The 18,456-nt window shown below is 34.9% G+C and carries 25 protein-coding genes and 2 tRNA genes; all 27 read left to right on the top strand.

Features of this window, described 5'->3' with window-relative positions; all coding sequences use genetic code 11:
* Nucleotides 1–3 precede the first annotated feature (3 nt).
* The 27 genes from ACVFVN_RS05670 to ACVFVN_RS05540 all read left to right on the top strand — a co-directional run bounded on the left by ACVFVN_RS05670 (nt 4) and on the right by ACVFVN_RS05540 (nt 18,449).
* Nucleotides 4–1,947 carry an AAA family ATPase gene (locus tag ACVFVN_RS05670; RefSeq protein WP_456234557.1) on the top strand — a complete coding sequence of 648 codons (1,944 nt, stop codon included), beginning with the start codon at nt 4–6 and terminating at the stop codon, nt 1,945–1,947.
* A gap of 41 nt (nt 1,948–1,988) precedes the next feature.
* Complete coding sequence (bet, locus tag ACVFVN_RS05665) at nt 1,989–2,759, top strand: phage recombination protein Bet (protein ID WP_456234556.1); 771 nt, start codon at nt 1,989–1,991, stop codon at nt 2,757–2,759.
* Between the two features lie 100 nt (nt 2,760–2,859).
* Complete coding sequence (locus ACVFVN_RS05660) at nt 2,860–3,303, top strand: hypothetical protein (RefSeq protein WP_456234555.1); 444 nt, start codon at nt 2,860–2,862, stop codon at nt 3,301–3,303.
* The gene (locus ACVFVN_RS05655; protein ID WP_456234554.1) at nt 3,300–4,028 is read left to right on the top strand and encodes an MBL fold metallo-hydrolase; all 729 of its coding nucleotides are present in this window, start codon (nt 3,300–3,302) and stop codon (nt 4,026–4,028) included. The genes ACVFVN_RS05660 and ACVFVN_RS05655 overlap by 4 nt, the downstream gene beginning before the upstream one ends.
* Nucleotides 4,029–4,050: 22 nt before the next feature.
* Nucleotides 4,051–4,194 (top strand): NfeD family protein, encoded by a 144-nt coding sequence (locus ACVFVN_RS05650; protein WP_456234553.1) that lies wholly within the window; start codon nt 4,051–4,053, stop codon nt 4,192–4,194.
* A complete protein-coding gene (locus tag ACVFVN_RS05645; RefSeq protein ID WP_456234552.1) occupies nt 4,194–4,733 on the top strand; it encodes an HNH endonuclease in 540 nt (179 codons plus the stop codon). The genes ACVFVN_RS05650 and ACVFVN_RS05645 overlap by 1 nt, the downstream gene beginning before the upstream one ends.
* Nucleotides 4,734–4,810: 77 nt before the next feature.
* Nucleotides 4,811–5,605, top strand: a complete 795-nt coding sequence (locus ACVFVN_RS05640; RefSeq protein ID WP_456234551.1) for a hypothetical protein — start codon at nt 4,811–4,813, stop codon at nt 5,603–5,605.
* The gene (locus ACVFVN_RS05635) at nt 5,565–6,287 is read left to right on the top strand and encodes a hypothetical protein (RefSeq protein WP_456234550.1); all 723 of its coding nucleotides are present in this window, start codon (nt 5,565–5,567) and stop codon (nt 6,285–6,287) included. Before ACVFVN_RS05640 ends, ACVFVN_RS05635 begins: the two co-directional genes overlap by 41 nt.
* Nucleotides 6,259–6,549, top strand: a complete 291-nt coding sequence (locus ACVFVN_RS05630) for a hypothetical protein (protein ID WP_456234549.1) — start codon at nt 6,259–6,261, stop codon at nt 6,547–6,549. Before ACVFVN_RS05635 ends, ACVFVN_RS05630 begins: the two co-directional genes overlap by 29 nt.
* Before the next feature lie 108 nt (nt 6,550–6,657).
* Nucleotides 6,658–6,858 carry a hypothetical protein gene (locus tag ACVFVN_RS05625; RefSeq protein ID WP_456234548.1) on the top strand — a complete coding sequence of 67 codons (201 nt, stop codon included), beginning with the start codon at nt 6,658–6,660 and terminating at the stop codon, nt 6,856–6,858.
* The gene (locus ACVFVN_RS05620) at nt 6,839–7,204 is read left to right on the top strand and encodes a VRR-NUC domain-containing protein (protein WP_456234547.1); all 366 of its coding nucleotides are present in this window, start codon (nt 6,839–6,841) and stop codon (nt 7,202–7,204) included. The genes ACVFVN_RS05625 and ACVFVN_RS05620 overlap by 20 nt, the downstream gene beginning before the upstream one ends.
* Nucleotides 7,205–7,268: 64 nt before the next feature.
* Entirely contained in the window at nt 7,269–7,856 is a 588-nt protein-coding gene (locus ACVFVN_RS05615; RefSeq protein ID WP_456234546.1) for a hypothetical protein, read from the top strand.
* Between the two features lie 2 nt (nt 7,857–7,858).
* Nucleotides 7,859–8,128 (top strand): hypothetical protein, encoded by a 270-nt coding sequence (locus tag ACVFVN_RS05610; RefSeq protein WP_456234545.1) that lies wholly within the window; start codon nt 7,859–7,861, stop codon nt 8,126–8,128.
* Between the two features lie 145 nt (nt 8,129–8,273).
* Entirely contained in the window at nt 8,274–9,356 is a 1,083-nt protein-coding gene (locus ACVFVN_RS05605; RefSeq protein WP_456234544.1) for a hypothetical protein, read from the top strand.
* Entirely contained in the window at nt 9,343–9,621 is a 279-nt protein-coding gene (locus ACVFVN_RS05600) for a hypothetical protein (protein ID WP_456234543.1), read from the top strand. Before ACVFVN_RS05605 ends, ACVFVN_RS05600 begins: the two co-directional genes overlap by 14 nt.
* Before the next feature lie 91 nt (nt 9,622–9,712).
* Nucleotides 9,713–9,845, top strand: a tRNA-OTHER gene (locus ACVFVN_RS05595).
* A 111-nt stretch (nt 9,846–9,956) separates the two neighbouring features.
* Nucleotides 9,957–10,030, top strand: a tRNA-Cys gene (locus tag ACVFVN_RS05590).
* A 257-nt stretch (nt 10,031–10,287) separates the two neighbouring features.
* On the top strand, nt 10,288–10,710 hold the full coding sequence (locus tag ACVFVN_RS05585; protein WP_456234542.1) for a hypothetical protein: 423 nt from the start codon (nt 10,288–10,290) through the stop codon (nt 10,708–10,710).
* Between the two features lies 1 nt (nt 10,711).
* Nucleotides 10,712–10,963, top strand: coding sequence for a hypothetical protein (locus ACVFVN_RS05580; RefSeq protein ID WP_456234541.1), 252 nt, complete (start codon nt 10,712–10,714; stop codon nt 10,961–10,963).
* 183 nt (nt 10,964–11,146) lie between these two features.
* The gene (gene terL, locus ACVFVN_RS05575) at nt 11,147–12,454 is read left to right on the top strand and encodes a phage terminase large subunit (RefSeq protein WP_456234540.1); all 1,308 of its coding nucleotides are present in this window, start codon (nt 11,147–11,149) and stop codon (nt 12,452–12,454) included.
* A gap of 152 nt (nt 12,455–12,606) precedes the next feature.
* Nucleotides 12,607–12,864, top strand: a complete 258-nt coding sequence (locus tag ACVFVN_RS05570; protein ID WP_456234539.1) for a hypothetical protein — start codon at nt 12,607–12,609, stop codon at nt 12,862–12,864.
* Between the two features lie 24 nt (nt 12,865–12,888).
* A complete protein-coding gene (locus ACVFVN_RS05565; RefSeq protein WP_456234538.1) occupies nt 12,889–14,367 on the top strand; it encodes a phage portal protein in 1,479 nt (492 codons plus the stop codon).
* 18 nt (nt 14,368–14,385) lie between these two features.
* On the top strand, nt 14,386–15,354 hold the full coding sequence (locus ACVFVN_RS05560; protein WP_456234537.1) for a phage upper tail fiber protein: 969 nt from the start codon (nt 14,386–14,388) through the stop codon (nt 15,352–15,354).
* A gap of 4 nt (nt 15,355–15,358) precedes the next feature.
* Nucleotides 15,359–16,111 carry a LamG domain-containing protein gene (locus ACVFVN_RS05555; protein ID WP_456234536.1) on the top strand — a complete coding sequence of 251 codons (753 nt, stop codon included), beginning with the start codon at nt 15,359–15,361 and terminating at the stop codon, nt 16,109–16,111.
* Nucleotides 16,112–16,260: 149 nt separating this feature from the next.
* A complete protein-coding gene (locus ACVFVN_RS05550) occupies nt 16,261–16,833 on the top strand; it encodes an ADP-ribosyltransferase (protein WP_456234535.1) in 573 nt (190 codons plus the stop codon).
* 2 nt (nt 16,834–16,835) lie between these two features.
* A complete protein-coding gene (locus tag ACVFVN_RS05545) occupies nt 16,836–17,363 on the top strand; it encodes a hypothetical protein (RefSeq protein ID WP_456234534.1) in 528 nt (175 codons plus the stop codon).
* Complete coding sequence (locus ACVFVN_RS05540; RefSeq protein ID WP_456234533.1) at nt 17,364–18,449, top strand: hypothetical protein; 1,086 nt, start codon at nt 17,364–17,366, stop codon at nt 18,447–18,449.
* Nucleotides 18,450–18,456: the final 7 nt, after the last annotated feature.

Raw genomic sequence — 18,456 nt, 5'->3', positions numbered from 1 at the left:
ACAATGAAAAACATATTTCTAAAAAAAATCAGCCTATCCCACTTCAAAGGGATTAAACAGAAAACAATCGACTTCACAAGTCAAATAACAGACATTTCGGGGCCTAACGGATCCGGTAAAACATCAATTTTCGACGCATTTACATGGTTGCTTTTTGGTAAAGATTCTCACGATCGTAAAGATTTTGAAATCAAAACTCTAAATGAAGACGGAAGCACACTCAGCAAAACAGAGCATACGGTAGAAGGATTGCTTTCAGTTGATGGCACAGACCTTATGCTTCGTAAAATCTACAAAGAAAAATGGAGCAATAAAAAAGGAGAATTAGAACCAACATTGCAAGGGCATGAAGTACTTTGTTATATCAATGATGTGCCGAAAAAAGTAAACGAGTATGTAAAGGAAATCAATGAAATTCTTGATGAAATCCTTTTCAAATTAGTTACCAATCCTAAATACTTCGCTGGACTACCTTGGAAAATCCAAAGAGAAATTCTCTTCAAAATTGCTGGCACCGTTACTGAGGAAGAAATAGCACAAACTAACAAAGATTTTAAAAAACTTTGGGATTCCTTAAATGGAAAATCAATTGAGGACTTCCGTAAGCAAAAAGCCGAAGAAAAGAAGCGTCTAAAATCTGACTTGGATGTTATCCCTACTCGTATTGATGAAGTGGAGCGAAGCAAGCCAGAAACACAAGATTTCATACAACTTGGAAAAGATGTTGAAGCAAAAAAAGCAGAACTGAAGCAAATTGATGATAATCTATTGAATATCAACAAAGATTATGATTTGCAATTCTCACAGCTTTCTGAAAAGCAAAATCAAATCAATGCTTTAATCATTAAGCAAAACGATGTTGTTTTAAAAGCAAAACAAGCTTTAAACCTTGATAATTACGCAAATCGTGATAGAAAGCAACATCTTCAAAATGAAGTACGAAAATTAGATGGATTACAGAGAGAAAAAGAAAACGATCTAAAAATCTATAATGAAGAAACCGCGAAGCTGGAGCAAAAAGTAATTGCGCTACGTGCTGAATATTCAGAGGTTTTCTCGAAACAATACGAATCAAGTGACAAAGGTCTTGTTTGTCCTATTTACAATTTCGTTTGTGATTCTGCGAAGGCGCAAGAACTTCATTCTGAAAATAAAAATAAAGCATTACATGCCTTTAATGCAGAAAAACAAAGAAAATTAGATGAAATTAATCAACGTGGTCAAGCTTTAAAAGCCGACATCGAAGATCGTGATGATAGTTTGATTAGAGAGGAAATTCAAGCAGCTATTGAGGTTTTGAAAGAAGTCGAGGCTGAACTAGATGCAATCCCATCAGAAGTCCCTATTGAAGTTATCCCTTCTACCCTTCCAGAATGGACCGCTTTAGAAAATCAAATTACCGAGTTAAAAGCACAATTAACGCAAGTAGCCAAGCCCGACACAACGGAGCAAGCCGCACAAAGAAACGCGCTACAATCCGAGATTTCTGCAATCGTGGGTAAACTTTCAGCAAAAGAACAGATCGAGAAAGCTGACAAAAGAAAAGCAGAATTAGAAGCGGAAGGAAAACGCCTTTCTCAACTAATTGCTGACATTGAAAAAGATGAATATACAGCGCGAAACATGGAGTTTGCCATCATCGAAGAAAGCGAAACCAGAATCAATAAAAGATTTGAGTTTGTTCAATTCAAACTTTTCAATCAATTAATCAATGGATGGACCGAGCCAACATGTGAAATTACCATTGACGGCGTGCCTTATTCTGACGCGAATACGGCTTCACAAATTAACGCTGGATTAGACATTATCAATGTTTTATCGGACTTCTATGGCGTTTCAGCACCTGTATTTATCGACAACCGCGAAAGCGTTACCGAGGTTAGAATGACCAATTCGCAAGTAGTGAATTTACGAGTGAGCTATGACAATGAGTTAACTGTAAAATAATCAAAAATTTAATCAATAACATTTAAAAACCCTTCAACATTATGAGTACAAAAAATCAAGTGCAAGAAGCAGAAAATCAAGTTGCAAAATTAAACCCAGACAGAGGAGCTGTTGTTTATCAAGTAGCTGGTCAAGATGTAAAACTATCTTACAAAATCGTTAGAGATTTCCTAACAAAAGGTAATGGTGACGTATCAGATCAAGATTTAACGCAATTTATTTCAATCTGTAAGTACAACCAATTAAACCCTTTCCTTAATGAAGCTTATTTAGTAAAATTTGGAGCGCAACCAGCGCAAATGATAGTATCTAAAGAAGCATTTTTCAAGCGTGCAGATGCCAATCCTAACTACCAAGGTTTTAGAGCTGGTATCATAATTCAGAGAGATAACCAAATTTTAGAATTAGAGGGAACTTTCAAACTTAAAAGTGATGTTCTTTTAGGTGGTTGGGCTGAGATTCACCGAGATGATAAAAAGTTCCCTATTGTCGCAAAAGTAGCCTTGGATGAGTACGATAAAAAACAGTCTGTTTGGAACGAAAAAAAATCTACGATGATCGCTAAGATTGCTAAAGTGCAAGCGTTAAGAGAAGCTTTCCCAGCACAACTAGGTGCGATGTACACGCAGGAAGAACAAGCCGAAACTATTGAAGCCGAGTATCAAGTTGTGGACAAAAAAGTAGCTACCGAAATTACCGAAAATGCCAATGCAGAAGTGATTGAATTTACTGATGAAAAATCGGAACCGAAAATCCCCACCGCTTCACCAGAGATTGCCTTTCCAACAGATGATAGTAAACCTGGATTCTAATGGAAAACTTCTTTCAAGCAATAGAAAACCATAAAGAAACAGCCATTTATTTGGCTGTTTTCATCATCATTTGTTTAATCAGTTTAAGACGCAAGAAATAATGGAAATAGCGCATAAAATAGAAAAAAAAGAAGCTAAAATTTTAAAACTTCAAAACCAAATTGAGGAATTAAAATTACAACTTGAAAACAAGAAATTAATTGAAGCTGAAGAATTTGCAAAATCACTTTTTGAAAAGGATTTTATATGTAAAACTGATTTTGAAATATACCCAAATTCAATCTTTTATTTTGATGGTGATACTCTTGTTTTTGAAATTGAGGAAGAGGAAGAAGGGCTAAAAGTTTGGGTGAATAAACCAAAGATTTGGCATCATATTATGGTGGATTTTGGTTTGAAGAACTCACAAGTAGAGCAAATTTTGAGAACTACCATAGAGCAGCACTTCAAATTGAAAGATACCATATTAGAAGAGGGTTGTTATAACGATGATATAGAAAGCCACTTCAGATTTAGAGCTGCCACAGCTGAATTAAAATCATGAAACTAACAGTACTAGGCAGCAACAGTAACGGAAATTGTTACATACTGCAAAACGACAATGAAGCTTTGATATTGGAAGCAGGAATAAAATTTTCAGAGGTTTTGAAAGGTTTAAATTTCAATACTTCAAAAGTTGTTGCCTGTATTGTTACTCATGAACACGGCGATCATTTCAAATACGTCTCCGACTTTCTGAAAAGAAGCATTCCGACCTATTCAAGCAAAGGAACATGGGAAGCTAAAAACATAAAATCTGACAATATTCTGGAAGCTGGAAAAGTAGCAAAATTCGGAAACTTCACAATTATTCCTTTCAAAATAAAACACGATTGCAAAGAGCCTTTAGGCTTTTTCATAAATCATCCCGAAACTGGAAATATTGTTTTCGCAACCGACACTTACTACTTGCCAAATCGCTTTGCAAATGTCAGTCATTGGCTGATAGAATGTAATTACAGAAAGGACATATTGTACGCTAAAACACCAGAAGGCTTCAACAAGATTTTGAGAGATAGAACACTGCAATCGCACATGAGTTATGACACATGCGTGAAAGCTTTAGAAGCTAACGACCTCACACCATGCAAAAATATAATTCTGATACATCTTTCTGACCGAAATTCAAACGGAAAAGAGTTTCGGGAAGGAATTATAAGAGAGTTTGGGAAACCGACTTATATCGCCCAAAAAGGGCTTGAAATTAATTTAACTGGAATACCTTTTTGAGATGCTAAACGAAACTAAAACAATGAATCAAGACTCAGGTTACAAGGGTCAAATCTGGCTAAAAAAAGGCGAAAAAGTAAAAGTAATATCAATCAGTGGAAACGCGGCAACAGTCGAAAAAACTAACGGAAAACGCTTTCCTTGTAATATAAAAGATTTAGAATAATGGCAGATAAGAGAATTTCAATTAGTAAAAAAATACGCTTTGAAGTATTAAAAAGAGATGGTTTCACATGTCAATATTGCTCAGCGAAGCCACCAAAAGTACCCTTAGAAGTTGATCATATTATGCCTGTGTGTAAAGGAGGTAAAAACAATATAGATAACTTAATTACAGCTTGTTTTGATTGTAATAGAGGAAAATCTGGAATTGAATTAACTAGCGTTCCAGAAACTATATTAGAAAAATCAGAAGGTAAAAAATTAGCATTAAAGCAATATAAAGAATATCAAAAAATATTGCAAATGGAAAAAATGCAAATGGAAATAGATATCGATTCTGTAGAGATGGTTTATATGTCAATTTTCGAAGGCTATATTTTTACACCAAAATTTAGAATTTCAGTTAAAGATTTCATTAGCAAACTAGGCGTAAATGAAGTTGTTGATGCCATGGAAAAAGCTTGCAATAAAATGTACGACGAAGATCATGCGCTTAGATATTTCTGTGGAATTTGTTGGACTCAAATTAGAGAAAAATTATGAATATTTATGATCTGTCTAGGAACTTTTGGGATTTTGCATTCGAAAATCCAGAAAAAATAAACCCTAATCATTGCGCAATGTACTTTTTTGCAATTGAGCACTGTAATAGACTTGGATGGAAGCAAAAGTTTGGTTTTCCTCGCGCTATGGTGATGGATGCGATAGGGATTAAATCTTATAATACTTTTATTAAAACGCTTAATGATTTGGTTGATTTTGGTTTTATAAAATTGATTGAAAAATCAAAAAATCAATACTCAGCAAATATAATCGCTATATCAAAATTTGATAAAGCACTTGATAAAGCACTTGATAAAGCATTGCTAAAGCATGATATAAAGCATAGTGAAAGCATAGTGAATCGCATTGATACCATAGATAAACCAATTTACCAATATACAAATACACAAATAGACGACGTAGGCGATTTTGAAAATTCGGAAGAAATTGAAAAAGTGAAAAAAGTTTTAAAATCATCACAAATCACAAATGACAGATTTATGATGCAATACAAAATTTCAAAAGATCAACTAAGCTCAAAAATTGATGAATTTGTAGAAAAAAAATTTTCATGGGAAGAAAATGATTGGAAAAATAATGGCGATTTAAAAAAGAATTTCGAATTCTGGTTAAAAACAAGTTTGCAAAATAATAATCCAGGGGCCGCGGCCGAAAAAATTACAACAAATGGAAAATCAAGAAATAATAAAAACACAAACGGAAATTTCAACAATTTCGAAAATCCCAAGAGAAGCCTTGGTGGGAAAACAGCCGCTAGAACCATACTTGCCAGAAGGCTTGCGAATGCAAATAGCAAAATACCCGACAGTGATGGCGGAGATATCACAATCGATGCTGAAATCGTCGAGTGATTCAGAAATTAGCATTTTTGCAGCGAAGGTTTTAAATTTCTTGAATCCAAAATTCCAAGATGAGGAAATTGAACTAGAACTCGCAGAAGCTGAATTATATTCTTTTGCTCGTAATTGTGAACTAACAGCAAGTGAATTTATGATTGCTTTAGAGTTAGCGGCGGAAGGTAAGCTATCCACGATTCCTGACGAAAATGGCAAAAATCAACAAGTTAAACTTTATCGCGAAATCGACAGATTGAAATTAGGAGAAGTTAAAGCCGCCTACAATTATCACAAAAAAAATATTGACAAAAAATACGAGGAAGGAAAGGCTATGTTGGCGAAAGCTTTGAATCCACCACTTGAAAAAACGCCCGAACAAATAAGCAAAGAGCATGATTTATGGCTAGAATCTGAGTGGGAAAGAGTGCAAAATGACAAACCAACACAAGGGGCGATTTTATTTTATGATAAAATTAAAACATTGAAAAATGTTGAAATGATAAAACTAAAATTTATTGAAAATGTACTAGAAAACTTTAAGCCAGAAACGGCAATAGGCACAATTGGCGGCATTCCTAAAATGACAAAAAACGACATAGGGACCTATTTCAAAGAAAGGCTAGTTAAGTCTTTTATTCAGTACCACGATTTAAAAAAACTAACAAAAGATGAGTGGGTTAAATACTGGAAGACATAGATTTCCAACAAGCCTTCAAAATGAGATCAAAATTTATTGCAAGCTAAAACGAGAGTCTGGATCTAAGATTATCGAAATAGCATATTTCTTAAATATTCATCATTCGACTGTAGTTTATAACATTAAAAAATTTGATGATTTTATCACTTTTGATAAAAAATTTAAAAAAGATTTGGAAAAATTTAGATTAGAATTTTTTGAAGAAAAAATAATCAGTTATTGGAAAAAGAAATTGGGCAAAACGAATAGGCATACAAGATGACAACCTCAAATTTTAATGATAAAATCAAAGATTTTGTAAGTGTTCAGAAAAACAAACAGAAACGATTAAAACAACAAGAAATAACAATTTTAAAATTTATAGAAAAATATGAAAAAGACTTTAGATTACGAAAAAATAAGCATTGAAACAAAGGCAGAAAATGACATGTTGCAAATAAATTCACAAGTAACAAGCCTAGAAGAAAACATGTTAAAACATAATAGATTCACACTTGGAACTTACAAACACATTAATTTTTCTGGATTAGTTAAAGTTAAAAGCGTTGAAGATGCGTCATTTGGAAAGTAAGATACAGATAACCTGCGTTAATTGGTTTAGAATCCAATACCCTGCGTTATTTCCATTATTTTTTGCAGTTCCAAACGGTGGAAAAAGGACTATTACAGAAGCAAAAATCCTAAAAGCAGAAGGCGCAAAAGCTGGAGTTTCAGACTTGCTACTACTCCACCCTAACAAAGACTTTAACTTTCTCGCAATTGAGATGAAAACGGAAAAAGGCAAACAAACACCTAACCAAAGAAAGTGGCAACAAGAAATTGAGCAACTTGGATTTGGAAAATACGTTATCTGTAAAAATCTAACTCAATTCACGACAGAAATAAATAATTATCTGAAAAATACTAAGCAGTTTTAAACTTTTTAATTTCAATTGTGGCGAAATGTCATAATTGAAATTATTTTTTTGTAAATTTGTCAAAATGGAAACAACCAATATCAAACTTTCTCAACTCTCTCCAAATGATGGTCAAATTGATGGATTGCCAAAAAATCCCCGATTTATCCGTGATGAAAGGTTTGAAAAGTTGAAAAAATCAATTGAGGAACTTCCAGAAATGCTCGAAATACGAGAGTTAATTGTGATTCCGTTCAATAAGCGATTTGTAATTATCGGTGGAAACATGCGCTTTCGAGCGATGAAAGATCTTGGATTCAAAGAAGCACCGTGTAAGGTTTTGGACGTGAATACACCAGCTAATATTTTGCGGCAAATTTCGATAAAAGACAATGTAGCTTTTGGAAATGATGACTTTGAAGCACTTGCTAACGACTGGGATGAAGCTGAATTAAAAGATTGGGGTATGGAATTTCCTTCATTCGATGATTTTGAAGAGGAAGAAAAAGAACATATCGAGAAGCCAGATGAAGATAACATGATCGCTGTAACGCTTACGGATGAAGAAAAAGAATCTTGGCTAAACGCGAAAGAGCATCTTGGAATTAAAAACGACAAGAAAGCTATTTTCCGATTAATTGAATTCATGTACCAAACTGAAAACGAAGAGTAACTATGAAAAAACTTTTAGGATTAATAACAGCCGCTATGTCTATGCTTGGGTGTTCTGCGGTTTCAAATACGGCTAAATCATCTGTTACTGAGTTATCTAGCAGTATTAACGATTTGAAAGCAACTTCTACAAAGTTGAATTCTGGTAGTTTATTCAAAATCAATAATTACCGTCCGTTTGCAAGCGAATTTAATGGAAAAACTAGCATAGATCCTAAGACCTACGGAATGTACTTTGTTAAGCGTGGAACTCATAAAAGAACGAATATTTAGCATGATAACACCACTAACCAACAGCTTTCTGACAAACCCTGTACCCTTGCAATTATCCTTAAATCTTTGCTCTCATGGGTGCATGTATTGCTTTTCAATTTTGAATAATCCAAAACGAAAAGCGGACATAAAAAAAATACTTTCGGTGCTAAAAAACCATAAAAACCGAAACGATATTACAAGTTTTTTTCTAAAAGAAAAGTACCCGATTTTAATTTCAAACAATGTAGATCCTTTCTCAAAGAATAATCACGAGCTTACTAATCAGATTCTTGATGTTCTTGTTGATTTGGATATTCCCGTACAAATAAACACACGAGGTGGCTACGGATGGCAGGAAGCAAGCGAGAAGCTAAAACCGTCTTTGTGGTATGTATCCGTGCCATACTCGGATGATGACGTTAGAAAGATTTACGAACCGAACGCGCCAACATTAGACGAGCGTTTCGAAATGGTAAAAGAAATCATCAAAAAGCATAAGGTGATGATTGGAATCAACCCTTTTGATATTAATTTTTCAGAAGATCACAAGGATATAATCGATCGATATTCAGAAATTGGTGTTAAGTACTTTTGGGTAAATGCATTTCATCTAACATACAAACAGCAATCTAACCTAACTGAACGACAAAAAGAAGTTTTAGGACCTGAAATATTGGAGCGTGGAGCGAAAAAGAAGTTTACTCTTAAAAATGGTAATACTTCAATTTACCCACAAGAAACAATTGATTTGTACAAAGAGATTTGTGCTTACGCTGACTTCAAGGGATGTACAATAGTTGGCACGCCAAGTGGACATTCAGAATCATATTTTGATGACTTATATTCGGTCTATCCGAAAACAATGCCAACGCAAAATGATTTTTTCAAATGGTGTGAAGAAAATAAGAAAGACGGTGATTTTATTACATTCGCTGAATTTTACGACTTTTTCGCTCCATTACTTCCAGAGATAGAAGGGAATATTTCTTCATACATCTACAACAAGTCAAATTTAACAGACAAGACGTATAACAAAAAAATGCGTCTATCAAATATTTTGCACCCTTATTGGGATAGCAGTGCAGGATTAAATCTAGCAAAGAACTCACCTGTTTTCTCATGGGTAAAAAAGCAAACAAAAAGAAAGTTAGATTGGGTAAAAGATGCTGACGGCGATAGAATGCTAATGTATCATCCAAACACATATAACACTAAAGATTATTTGATTCTTGATGAAAGCGATTAATAAAGATATAATTACAAAAACAGAAATATTATGTGATTTTTTCTGGGATGAAGTAAAGGCAAAGATTTTTCAAGAAATGTCTTTCGCGCAAAAAGAGTCAATAAAAACAAGCATTTTGACTGAATTAGAATCTAAATGCAGTAAAGAAAAAGTGCCTTTTAATTATGTTTTGCGAGTGTTGAATATTAACAAGTTTTATCAAGATATACACACACAATTCGCTAACAAAGCGAGATCGCAGAAATGCTTAAAAGAAAGAGTGTAAATTTTCATGATACGTGTTTTTTGACAGCTGGAAAGACAGCGGAAAGTGAAAGTTTCCTTAAAAGACTGACAGCCGAGAAAGTTCGGCAAACGGAAAAGTGGCGGAATTGGTAGACGCTATAAAGGAGCTAAAACGGGATATGAGCTAGGTAAACAACATGTACTTATAAAAGATTAAGAAAGATTGTCCTTCCTAGCGTACAGGTTTGAATCCTGTCTTTTCCACTAAGTTTTAACCAAAGTTTTCTGCGGTAAATTATTTCAATGAGCGCAAACGAAATAATAATTCCCGTCTTTGATAAACATGGTGACGATGGGAAAGACCATAATTTTTTCGCCTTGTTGCTCGAGTGGTCAAAGGGGGCTGTTTGCAAAACAGATGTTCAGCGGTTCGAATCCGTTACAAGGCTCATACCAATAGAGAGAGTTCTCAGATATCGAAAAGCAGTTATAGGTGGTTAGGTATGGAGCTGAGTTATTGCGTACCAATGTAACGAAGCAAACTTGAAATTCTGATGACAAAGAAAATCATTTGAAAGCCGACAAAGTGCGATACTTAAACGCTGTTAAAGATTATACACTGAGAACGATAAAGATTCAATACTAAGTCTGACAGCTCGGAAAGACGAGCTTTTTTTTATTGAAAAGCAAACGAGAAGCAACCGAGATGTCGGGAAATAAAAATATACAAAACAGTGCTAAAGCAAACACAAACGGATTTGCGCAAAACCCACAGAACATTAACCGTACTGGGGCAAATCGTAAATCTTTTGCTAAAGTAAATGAAGCACTAAAAAAGAAAGGGATTCAAGCTTTAACAAAGAAGCAACTTGTTGAATTCTACACTTTAATTTTCAACGCCACAGAGGATGAGTTGAAAGCTTTAGTAGCTGATAAAAAACAACCGTTAGCACTTCGATATATCATTGCTGAATTGAACGACAAAAGCACCAGAAGCAAGGCAATTGCCGACCTCCGAAATTATATGTTTGGTCAACCTCAGCAAGAAATTATTCAAACAGTCAAAGCGCGCGTACTAACTCCAGAAGAACTTAAAGAATATTTTAAAAATTTAGAAGAAGATTATTAACATGAGAAAAGTTTTAACCAATGAAATTAGAAACGAGCGTTGCAATGCAGCGGCGTTGGGGCTGTTTAATGCGAGTGTTGGAAGTGAAACAAGTATAGAGTCTGTGGAGAAAGATCCATATCAGTTAACAGAAAAAGAAGAAGAGCGTTTTCAAATTATATGGAAGAGAATAAGCCCTACCATAAGAAGAGTTTACAAACTCAGCGAAGAGTTGGCGAGACAAAGATTTGTTCGTAAAACTTTAAATAAATAAATGTCCGAAACTTTAGAAATACGAGATATTGATGCAACAAAAACGTGGGTTTTAAGCTCAACGTTGAACTTCACTCGTTATTTTTTTAAAAAGAATTTCGGAAAAAAATTTATTGTCAATAAACATCACGAGATAATCTGCAACGCCTTAGATAGGGTAATTCAAGGCAAAACAAAGCGATTAATGATTAATCTCGCGCCGCGTTATTCTAAAACCGAGCTAGTAATCAAAAACTTTTCTGCATACGGTTTCGCAATCAATCCAGCTTGTAAATTCATTCATCTTTCATATTCTGCTGACCTCGCAATGGATAACAGTAGTGAGGTGCAAGGCACGGTAACAAGTGAAGCCTTTCAGGAACTTTTCGATTTAGAATTAACTTCTGAATCAAAAAAGAAATGGCAAACATCCCACGGAGGTGGCTTTTACGCGGTTTCTTCTGGTGGACAGGTTACAGGATTTGGAGCAGGAACAGTACAGGAAGAAAGCCATGAAGATGACGAAAAAGATTTTGAAAACTTTATTCCTTACTATGATTCTGAGTTTGCTGGAGCTATTCTTATCGATGATCCAATAAAGCCAGATGATGCGCTTTCAGACCAAAAAAGAGAAGCAGTAAATCAAAAGTTTGATACTACAATTCGAAATCGTGTAAATAGCCGCGATACGCCTATTATCATCATTATGCAAAGGCTTCACATGAATGATCTTTGCGGTTATCTCCAAAAGCTAGAAGGTGTTTTAGGTGTTGACGATGGTGGTGAGTGGGAATTGATAGAGCTTCCATGCTTGTATAACGATGAAAACGGAGAAGAAAAGGCGTTATGGGAACACAAACATACGGTAGCTGAATTGAAAGAAATGAGAGTTAAAAACCCATTTGTTTTTGAAACTCAATATCAAATGAATCCAAAGCCAAAAGAGGGTTTGATGTATGATAGGCCTTTCAAGACTTACACTTTGGGCGTGGTTCCGTACTCTCTTAAAATGCTAAAGAAAAACTACACGGACGTCGCTGATACTGGATCTGATTATTTATGTTCTATAAATTACACGGAAACTGAAAGAGGTTTATTTGTTGAGGATATTTTATTCACTCAAAAGCCACAAGAATACACAGAGCCGAAACATGCCGAAATGCTTACTAAGCACGAAACAGAAATCTGCTACATTGAAAGTAATAACGGTGGTAGGTCCTATGGTCGAAATGTTGAAACGCAAACCCGAATCTTAAAGAATTTAGTGACTGAATTTGTGACCTTTCATCAAGGTGGAAATAAGGAAATACGAATTTTCACGAGATCAAACGAGGTGATGAATATGATCTATTTCCCCGAAGGTTGGGAAAACTTGTGGCCAGAATTCTATCAACATGTTACAACCTACATGAAGACAGGAAAAAACAAACATGATGACGGTCTCGATGTGCTTACCGGAATGGTGGAGAAAATGGGAGAAGATGACGGTGAAAGTGCGGAAGGATATTTTTAAAAAATTAAACCGAAAAAGAAATAAAAATGAAGCTCGACCAAATAAAATCCAACTGGACAAAGACTGATGAAATAGTTTACAAGACTCCAGAAATAAAGTTTAAATCTTTGGAGGAATCCAAGAAAAAAGTAATAGCGAAAAATTAAAGTGAGATGACTAAAGAAGATTTAAAAAAAGCAAACGAGTTGAATCAATCTTATCTACGAGCGGATGAATCTTTTACCAATATTGACAATTGGAAAACCGCGCATGAGAATAGCGAAAGAGACTTAAGCTTATCAAATGTTGATTCTGGATGGGTGACAATTCCTAATCATAGAAAACAAGAAGTTTTGGATTTAGTTTGGGATATTGCAAAAGATCTATATGATAAAGCAAGAGAAGAATTCGAGGCTTTTAATCCAAAATAATAAACTAAAAACTAACCAATAACCATGAATGAGGAATTAAACGAGCTACAAGATTTATTAAATTCTTCCGATAGCTCAGAACTCGAAAAACTTGTCAAGAAGTTTGAAGAAAAACGACCAACGGAGCTTCCAGATGTCGAAGAAATCGAAAAGCAACTTGACCCTAATAAACACGATGTATTTGATAAAAAAAAGCGTGAAGACAAGAAGGTAAAAGCCGATGAAGGTGAAATTGCCGATGCTGGAGTAAAAACAGTTACAAAAGGCGGAAAAACCACGTCAATATCAATGCGATGGGAGAAAGTAGCACGCATAGGATTAGCCTATCAAGAGCAGATTGTAAACAAAGCCGCCGCTTTTGCATTTGGAACGCCTGTAAAGTATAATTCAGATACAAAAGATGCCAACGAAATTGCTGTATTGAATGCATTAAAAAGAATCATTCACGACAATAAAATGCAATTCTTTGACCAGGATTTAGCGCAAGAATTATTTGGATATACTGAGGTTGCCGAATTATGGTACCCTATCGACACAGGCGTTGAGCATACTAATTACGGTTTCCCTACAAAAATGAAATTGCGAGTAATTCAATTTAAACTTTCAAAAAAAGAAGAGTTGTTTCCGTATTTCGATAAGTCGGGCGACTTGATTGCTTTTGGTCGTAAATTCTCAATTAAAGAGGAAGATAAAGAAGTAGAATATTTCGACGTATTTACAGCCGATAACCACTATCAATATCGCAAAGATTCTGATTGGGAGCTTATGGATGGTTTTCCTATCAAAATAAACATTGGTAAAATTCCTATTGCCTATGTTCAACAGGAAAAGCCAGAATTTGACAAAGTAAAATCAATCATCGCTGATGATGAAAATTTACGATCTAATTTTTCAGATACCAACGCTTATCATTCTAATCCAACTACGGTTGTAAAGGGAAAAATCAATGGATTTTCAAAAAAAGGGCAAGCTGGTAAAGTTATTGAAATCGGTCAAGACGCTGATGTTCGGTTGTTAGAATCTCAGAACGCCGCCGAAGGTGTTAAAACTCAGCATTTGATGAATCGTGAGGATATTTATTCACTTACACAGACGCCAGATGTTTCGTTCAACTCCATGAAATCAATCGGAAATTTAGGCGCGGCAGCTCAAAAGTTATTGTTCATGGATGCGCACTTGAAAGTTAAGTCGAAAGAAATCTTTTTAGGGCCATTCTTACAGCGAAGAATATCAATTATAAAATCTTTCATTGCTGACTTTAACCAACAGTACAAACAAGCCGCTGAGAACGTAATGATAAGTGCTGAAATCACACCTTTCATCATGGGCGATGACAAGGAAACTGTTGATATTGTTACACAAGCTGTAAACGCAGGTGTTATGTCTAAGAAGCTTGGTGTTCAGCAAATCGCATGGGCGCAAGATACTGATGAGGAATTACAGCAAATTGCAAAAGAACAAAGAGAAGCGAATACATTGGAGATGTTTCCTCCAGCAGGATAATTTTAAATAATAAAAAAAATGAGTTGCAAGGCATTAAAATTAAGTGGTTGCGAGGTTGCAGGTAGCACTTTTCAAGGTCGCAAATTCACATTTACAGACCGACAAATAAATCAAGACACTTTTTCTGCAAAGGTTTATAATTTCCAAAATACTCTAATTACTGAGATACAAGGCGTTAAAAATGCAAATGACGTTTATTTTTCTTTTGACGAATTGGAAAGCCAAAAAATAGGAAGTTATAAAATTGAGTATTGGGCAAATCTTAAAGATATTGCTATTGAAATTATTGCTATTGAAGCTTTTAAAATAAGTTCAGAGCCGTGTGATTGCGCTTATAGTTCTGATGCTAATTTCACACTTGAAATCAAAGAGGAAAGCATAAGTTATTCATTATCAATTTCGGTGATTAATATAGGCGGTAGTGGTTCTGGTTCTGATGGTAAATCGGCATACGAAATAGCGGTTGAAAACGGTTTTGTCGGTACTGAATCCGAATGGCTCGATAGCTTGAAAGGCGATGACGGTTATACGCCACAAAAAGGAGTTGACTATTTCGACGGTAAAAATGGTGTAGATGGTAAAAACGGTACTGATGGAAAAGATGGTGTAGATGGAGCGAAAGGCGAAAAAGGTGAGCAAGGTATTCAAGGTGTTAAAGGTGATAAAGGCGATGTAGGAGAACAAGGCTTGCAAGGGATTCAAGGTTTAAAAGGAGATAAGGGAGATAAGGGAGATCCTGGTACTACCTCATGGAATGGTATTACTGATAAACCAACCACCTTTACACCTTCAACACATACACATACTATTGCACAGATTACAAGTTTACAAACTACTTTAAATGGTAAGGCAGAAAGTACACACACACACGATTCAATCACAGACCAAAACGGAGGTGGTGCATTAAAATTATGGTCAGGCACACAAGCTCAATACGATGCAATCGTAACTAAGGATAATTCAACAATTTATATTATAAAACCATAAAAAAATGAGTTTGTTTAAAATTGGAAATATCAACATAAAAGATGTGCGCTTAGATCAAGCCGAAGCGCAGAAGGTGTATTTGGGTAGCAGTTTGGTTTGGGAGAGGGAGGTTGTTCCAACGCTTGTACCTATTTTAGATTTACCTTTCCAAAATGATTTCACAGATTTAACGGGAACAAACACAATGGTTGCAGGTGGTATGTCAAACCAACCAACCTTTGAACTTTCAGGCAGAAAACCAGGTGAATATTGCGCAGTTTTCAACGGTTCACAGTCTATTAAAACCACTACCAATTTACCGATAAATTCAAATAAGGTAACGATTGCTTTTTGGATTAAAACTACACAGACAAAAGTAGGAAATATTGCTGAGTTATCAACAGATTATAATTTAAATAATGCTTTTCGTTCTGGCGTCAATGGTAAAATTACATTTACAACACATTCCACACCTAGATATAATGGTGGTGGTTCATCATCTGATATAAATACGAATGTTTGGACTCACGTTGTTTTATCTGTTGATAGGAGTTTGGGGGTAAACCAAGTTAAAATATATGTGAATGGAGCCTTAGATTATATTCAGAGTCCCAGTTCAGTAGCAAATATTACGGAAAATTTCGTAAATAATATATTATTTATCGGTCAAAGAGCAGGAAGTTCTTTAGGTTTTAACGGCTCGCTTACCAATTTAAAAATCTACAACTACCCACTCACAGCAGTGGAAGTTTCAACTTTATATAATTCAGAATTATGATAAAATTCAAGACAAAAACGGGAATTGGATAGTTTCGCTTGTAGAAGCTCAATTCCTTCAAATAGGAGATTTTGAGGTAGTCGAATTTACCCCGATAGAAAGTGACGAAGAGTTATGACACCTGACGAAAAATTAAAAACTAAATAACCATGCGCACAACTTTACATTCAGAGATTAGAAACGAGCGTTGCAATCAAGCAGCACTTGGACTTTACAACGCGAGCGTAGCAGCAATTCAAACATATCAAGGCAATGCATTTGATGGTATTAATAATGAACTTAGGTATGATGAGCCAGATATTTACAAAAACTTGATAAAAGATATTGATAGAATCAAAGATGTAACAAATGATACTTTATACCGAGGTTTAGATCATAATTTTACAATGACTTTAAAACAACTCTTTAAAATCAAAGATATCAATGATTTATCAGAACTAAAGTTAAAGCTTGAAGGAAAAGTTTTGAAAGACAAGGGGTTTTCGTCAACCTCTAAAGATTTAAATACAGCAGCATATTTTGCGAGAGATACCGGAAAAGGGAAAACAACTGTTATGCAAATAAGTGGAGTAAAAGAGGGTGTTGATGTACAAAGAAGACTTGGAAAGAGATCTAAAAAAAATGAAAAAGAATTTCTCATAAAGCGTGATTCTAGTTATTTAATTGAAAAAGTCTCAATCAGTAAGACAGGAAAGCTAATATTATATACTAAATATATTTAATTATGGGATTTGAAGCAGATTTTAAATTAATGGATATTAATGATTTTATAAAAAAATTAGAGGATACCATAGAAACAATGCTACATGCAACATTATTACAATTGCAAATTTTTGCTAAAAACAATACTTACTCAACAAAACCATATAAAGATAGAACGAATAATCTAAGATCGTCTATTGGTTTTGCGTTGTTTAAAAATGGGGAATTAATAAAATCATCTTTTTCTAACGCAGGTACCGGAGGACAAGGAGATGGATCTGAGGGAGTGAAAGTTGGCACCGAAATAGCAGGAGACAGTAGCGTGAATGCGGTAGGCTACACTGCTGTTTTTGTTGCTGGAATGAATTACGCTAGAGAGGTCGAAAATAAAGGTTATGATGTTTTAACAAGCTCATTTATGCAATTTGACAATATATTCGCAAATGAATCGGAATCATTAGCGGAAATGGGAGTCAATATTAAACTTGTGACAACAAAAAAGGCATCGTTCGATGATTGGTTATCAGATTTAAAAAAAGGAGATTTGTAAATGCCAGACAAAAGACTCAGCAACGAAGATGTGCAGCGCAATATCGAGCGCGAAAAAACAATCCGACAACTAGAAAAGTTAATCGAGAATAATTTTTTGTTTTTAATCTCGTTGCCACAAGTCAAACAAGCCTTAACAAAAGGGACTGACGACTACTCTATTTTTACAGATAAAAATGTAATCCGAAAACTAAATAAATATCTGAAAGCAAATAGAAAGCAATTCGAAGTAACGCTTCTAAACTCAATTCAAAACGAATGGGATTATGCAAACGAAAAACTTTGGAAAGGATTACGTTCAAAATATGCTAAAACCTTAGATCAAGTTTCTGTTTTTGAAAAGCTAAAAACCATTGCCGAAAAAACGTCCAGAAATAGTGTAAATTCGGCTCGAACTTTCTACAACGAGACAAAAGGCGGTTTAACTATTTCTAATCGTGTGTGGCTCTTGTATGAGCAAATACCAAAAGAAATTGACGTAATGGTTCAAAACGCCATCAAAGAAGGGAAATCTGCCGATGATGTAACCAAAGATCTTAAAAAGAATCTGAAAGAGCCAGATCGCCTTTATCGAAAAGTAAAAAATAAAAAGACAGGAAAACTTGAATGGTCGAAAGCTGCGCAAGAGTATCATCCAGGGCAAGGCGTTTATCGATCATCTTTCAAAAACGCCAATCGTTTAGCTCGAACCGAAATAAACCGAGCGTACAGACACAGCCAATGGCTTAGTATTCAGGACAACCCTTTGGTTAGTGGTTATCGTATCGTTTTAAGCAATAATACCGAAAATCAATGCTCTGTTTGTAAACGATTAGCTGGTGATTATCCGAAATGGTTCTTGTGGACTGGTTGGCATCCGCAATGTCGTTGTCGCATGGTTCCGATATTAATTACTGAAGCCGAAAGAAAAGAACTTTACCGATTAACTTTCATGGGCAAACAAGCCGAATTTAAGCCAAAATTAATTGATAATTTGCCAATCCAACTGAATGATTATTTGATTGAGAATAAAGACCGTATTTTGAGAGCTGCAACGCTTCCGTATTGGTTACAAGATAATAAATCAGTCATGCAAAATTATTTTTAACTTTGTG

This window comes from Soonwooa purpurea, assembly GCF_053891095.1.
Note: the sequence above shows the minus strand (reverse complement) of the source record. Positions and strands in the feature narration are given on the sequence as shown.

What these genes read in the sequence shown, in the direction of transcription:
- ACVFVN_RS05610 (WP_456234545.1), top strand. Translation starts at nt 7,859, where the DNA reads ATGAAAAAACTTTTAGGATTAATAACAGCCGCTATGTCTATGCTTGGG.
- bet (WP_456234556.1), top strand. Translation starts at nt 1,989, where the DNA reads ATGAGTACAAAAAATCAAGTGCAAGAAGCAGAAAATCAAGTTGCAAAA.
- ACVFVN_RS05540 (WP_456234533.1), top strand. Translation starts at nt 17,364, where the DNA reads ATGCCAGACAAAAGACTCAGCAACGAAGATGTGCAGCGCAATATCGAG.
- ACVFVN_RS05635 (WP_456234550.1), top strand. Translation starts at nt 5,565, where the DNA reads ATGGCGGAGATATCACAATCGATGCTGAAATCGTCGAGTGATTCAGAA.
- ACVFVN_RS05600 (WP_456234543.1), top strand. Translation starts at nt 9,343, where the DNA reads ATGAAAGCGATTAATAAAGATATAATTACAAAAACAGAAATATTATGT.
- ACVFVN_RS05640 (WP_456234551.1), top strand. Translation starts at nt 4,811, where the DNA reads ATGTACTTTTTTGCAATTGAGCACTGTAATAGACTTGGATGGAAGCAA.
- ACVFVN_RS05585 (WP_456234542.1), top strand. Translation starts at nt 10,288, where the DNA reads ATGTCGGGAAATAAAAATATACAAAACAGTGCTAAAGCAAACACAAAC.
- ACVFVN_RS05620 (WP_456234547.1), top strand. Translation starts at nt 6,839, where the DNA reads ATGCGTCATTTGGAAAGTAAGATACAGATAACCTGCGTTAATTGGTTT.
- ACVFVN_RS05565 (WP_456234538.1), top strand. Translation starts at nt 12,889, where the DNA reads ATGAATGAGGAATTAAACGAGCTACAAGATTTATTAAATTCTTCCGAT.
- ACVFVN_RS05655 (WP_456234554.1), top strand. Translation starts at nt 3,300, where the DNA reads ATGAAACTAACAGTACTAGGCAGCAACAGTAACGGAAATTGTTACATA.
- ACVFVN_RS05550 (WP_456234535.1), top strand. Translation starts at nt 16,261, where the DNA reads ATGCGCACAACTTTACATTCAGAGATTAGAAACGAGCGTTGCAATCAA.
- ACVFVN_RS05650 (WP_456234553.1), top strand. Translation starts at nt 4,051, where the DNA reads ATGAATCAAGACTCAGGTTACAAGGGTCAAATCTGGCTAAAAAAAGGC.
- ACVFVN_RS05615 (WP_456234546.1), top strand. Translation starts at nt 7,269, where the DNA reads ATGGAAACAACCAATATCAAACTTTCTCAACTCTCTCCAAATGATGGT.
- ACVFVN_RS05555 (WP_456234536.1), top strand. Translation starts at nt 15,359, where the DNA reads ATGAGTTTGTTTAAAATTGGAAATATCAACATAAAAGATGTGCGCTTA.
- terL (WP_456234540.1), top strand. Translation starts at nt 11,147, where the DNA reads ATGATTAATCTCGCGCCGCGTTATTCTAAAACCGAGCTAGTAATCAAA.
- ACVFVN_RS05670 (WP_456234557.1), top strand. Translation starts at nt 4, where the DNA reads ATGAAAAACATATTTCTAAAAAAAATCAGCCTATCCCACTTCAAAGGG.
- ACVFVN_RS05630 (WP_456234549.1), top strand. Translation starts at nt 6,259, where the DNA reads ATGAGTGGGTTAAATACTGGAAGACATAGATTTCCAACAAGCCTTCAA.
- ACVFVN_RS05580 (WP_456234541.1), top strand. Translation starts at nt 10,712, where the DNA reads ATGAGAAAAGTTTTAACCAATGAAATTAGAAACGAGCGTTGCAATGCA.
- ACVFVN_RS05570 (WP_456234539.1), top strand. Translation starts at nt 12,607, where the DNA reads ATGACTAAAGAAGATTTAAAAAAAGCAAACGAGTTGAATCAATCTTAT.
- ACVFVN_RS05660 (WP_456234555.1), top strand. Translation starts at nt 2,860, where the DNA reads ATGGAAATAGCGCATAAAATAGAAAAAAAAGAAGCTAAAATTTTAAAA.
- ACVFVN_RS05545 (WP_456234534.1), top strand. Translation starts at nt 16,836, where the DNA reads ATGGGATTTGAAGCAGATTTTAAATTAATGGATATTAATGATTTTATA.
- ACVFVN_RS05645 (WP_456234552.1), top strand. Translation starts at nt 4,194, where the DNA reads ATGGCAGATAAGAGAATTTCAATTAGTAAAAAAATACGCTTTGAAGTA.
- ACVFVN_RS05560 (WP_456234537.1), top strand. Translation starts at nt 14,386, where the DNA reads ATGAGTTGCAAGGCATTAAAATTAAGTGGTTGCGAGGTTGCAGGTAGC.
- ACVFVN_RS05625 (WP_456234548.1), top strand. Translation starts at nt 6,658, where the DNA reads ATGAAAAAGACTTTAGATTACGAAAAAATAAGCATTGAAACAAAGGCA.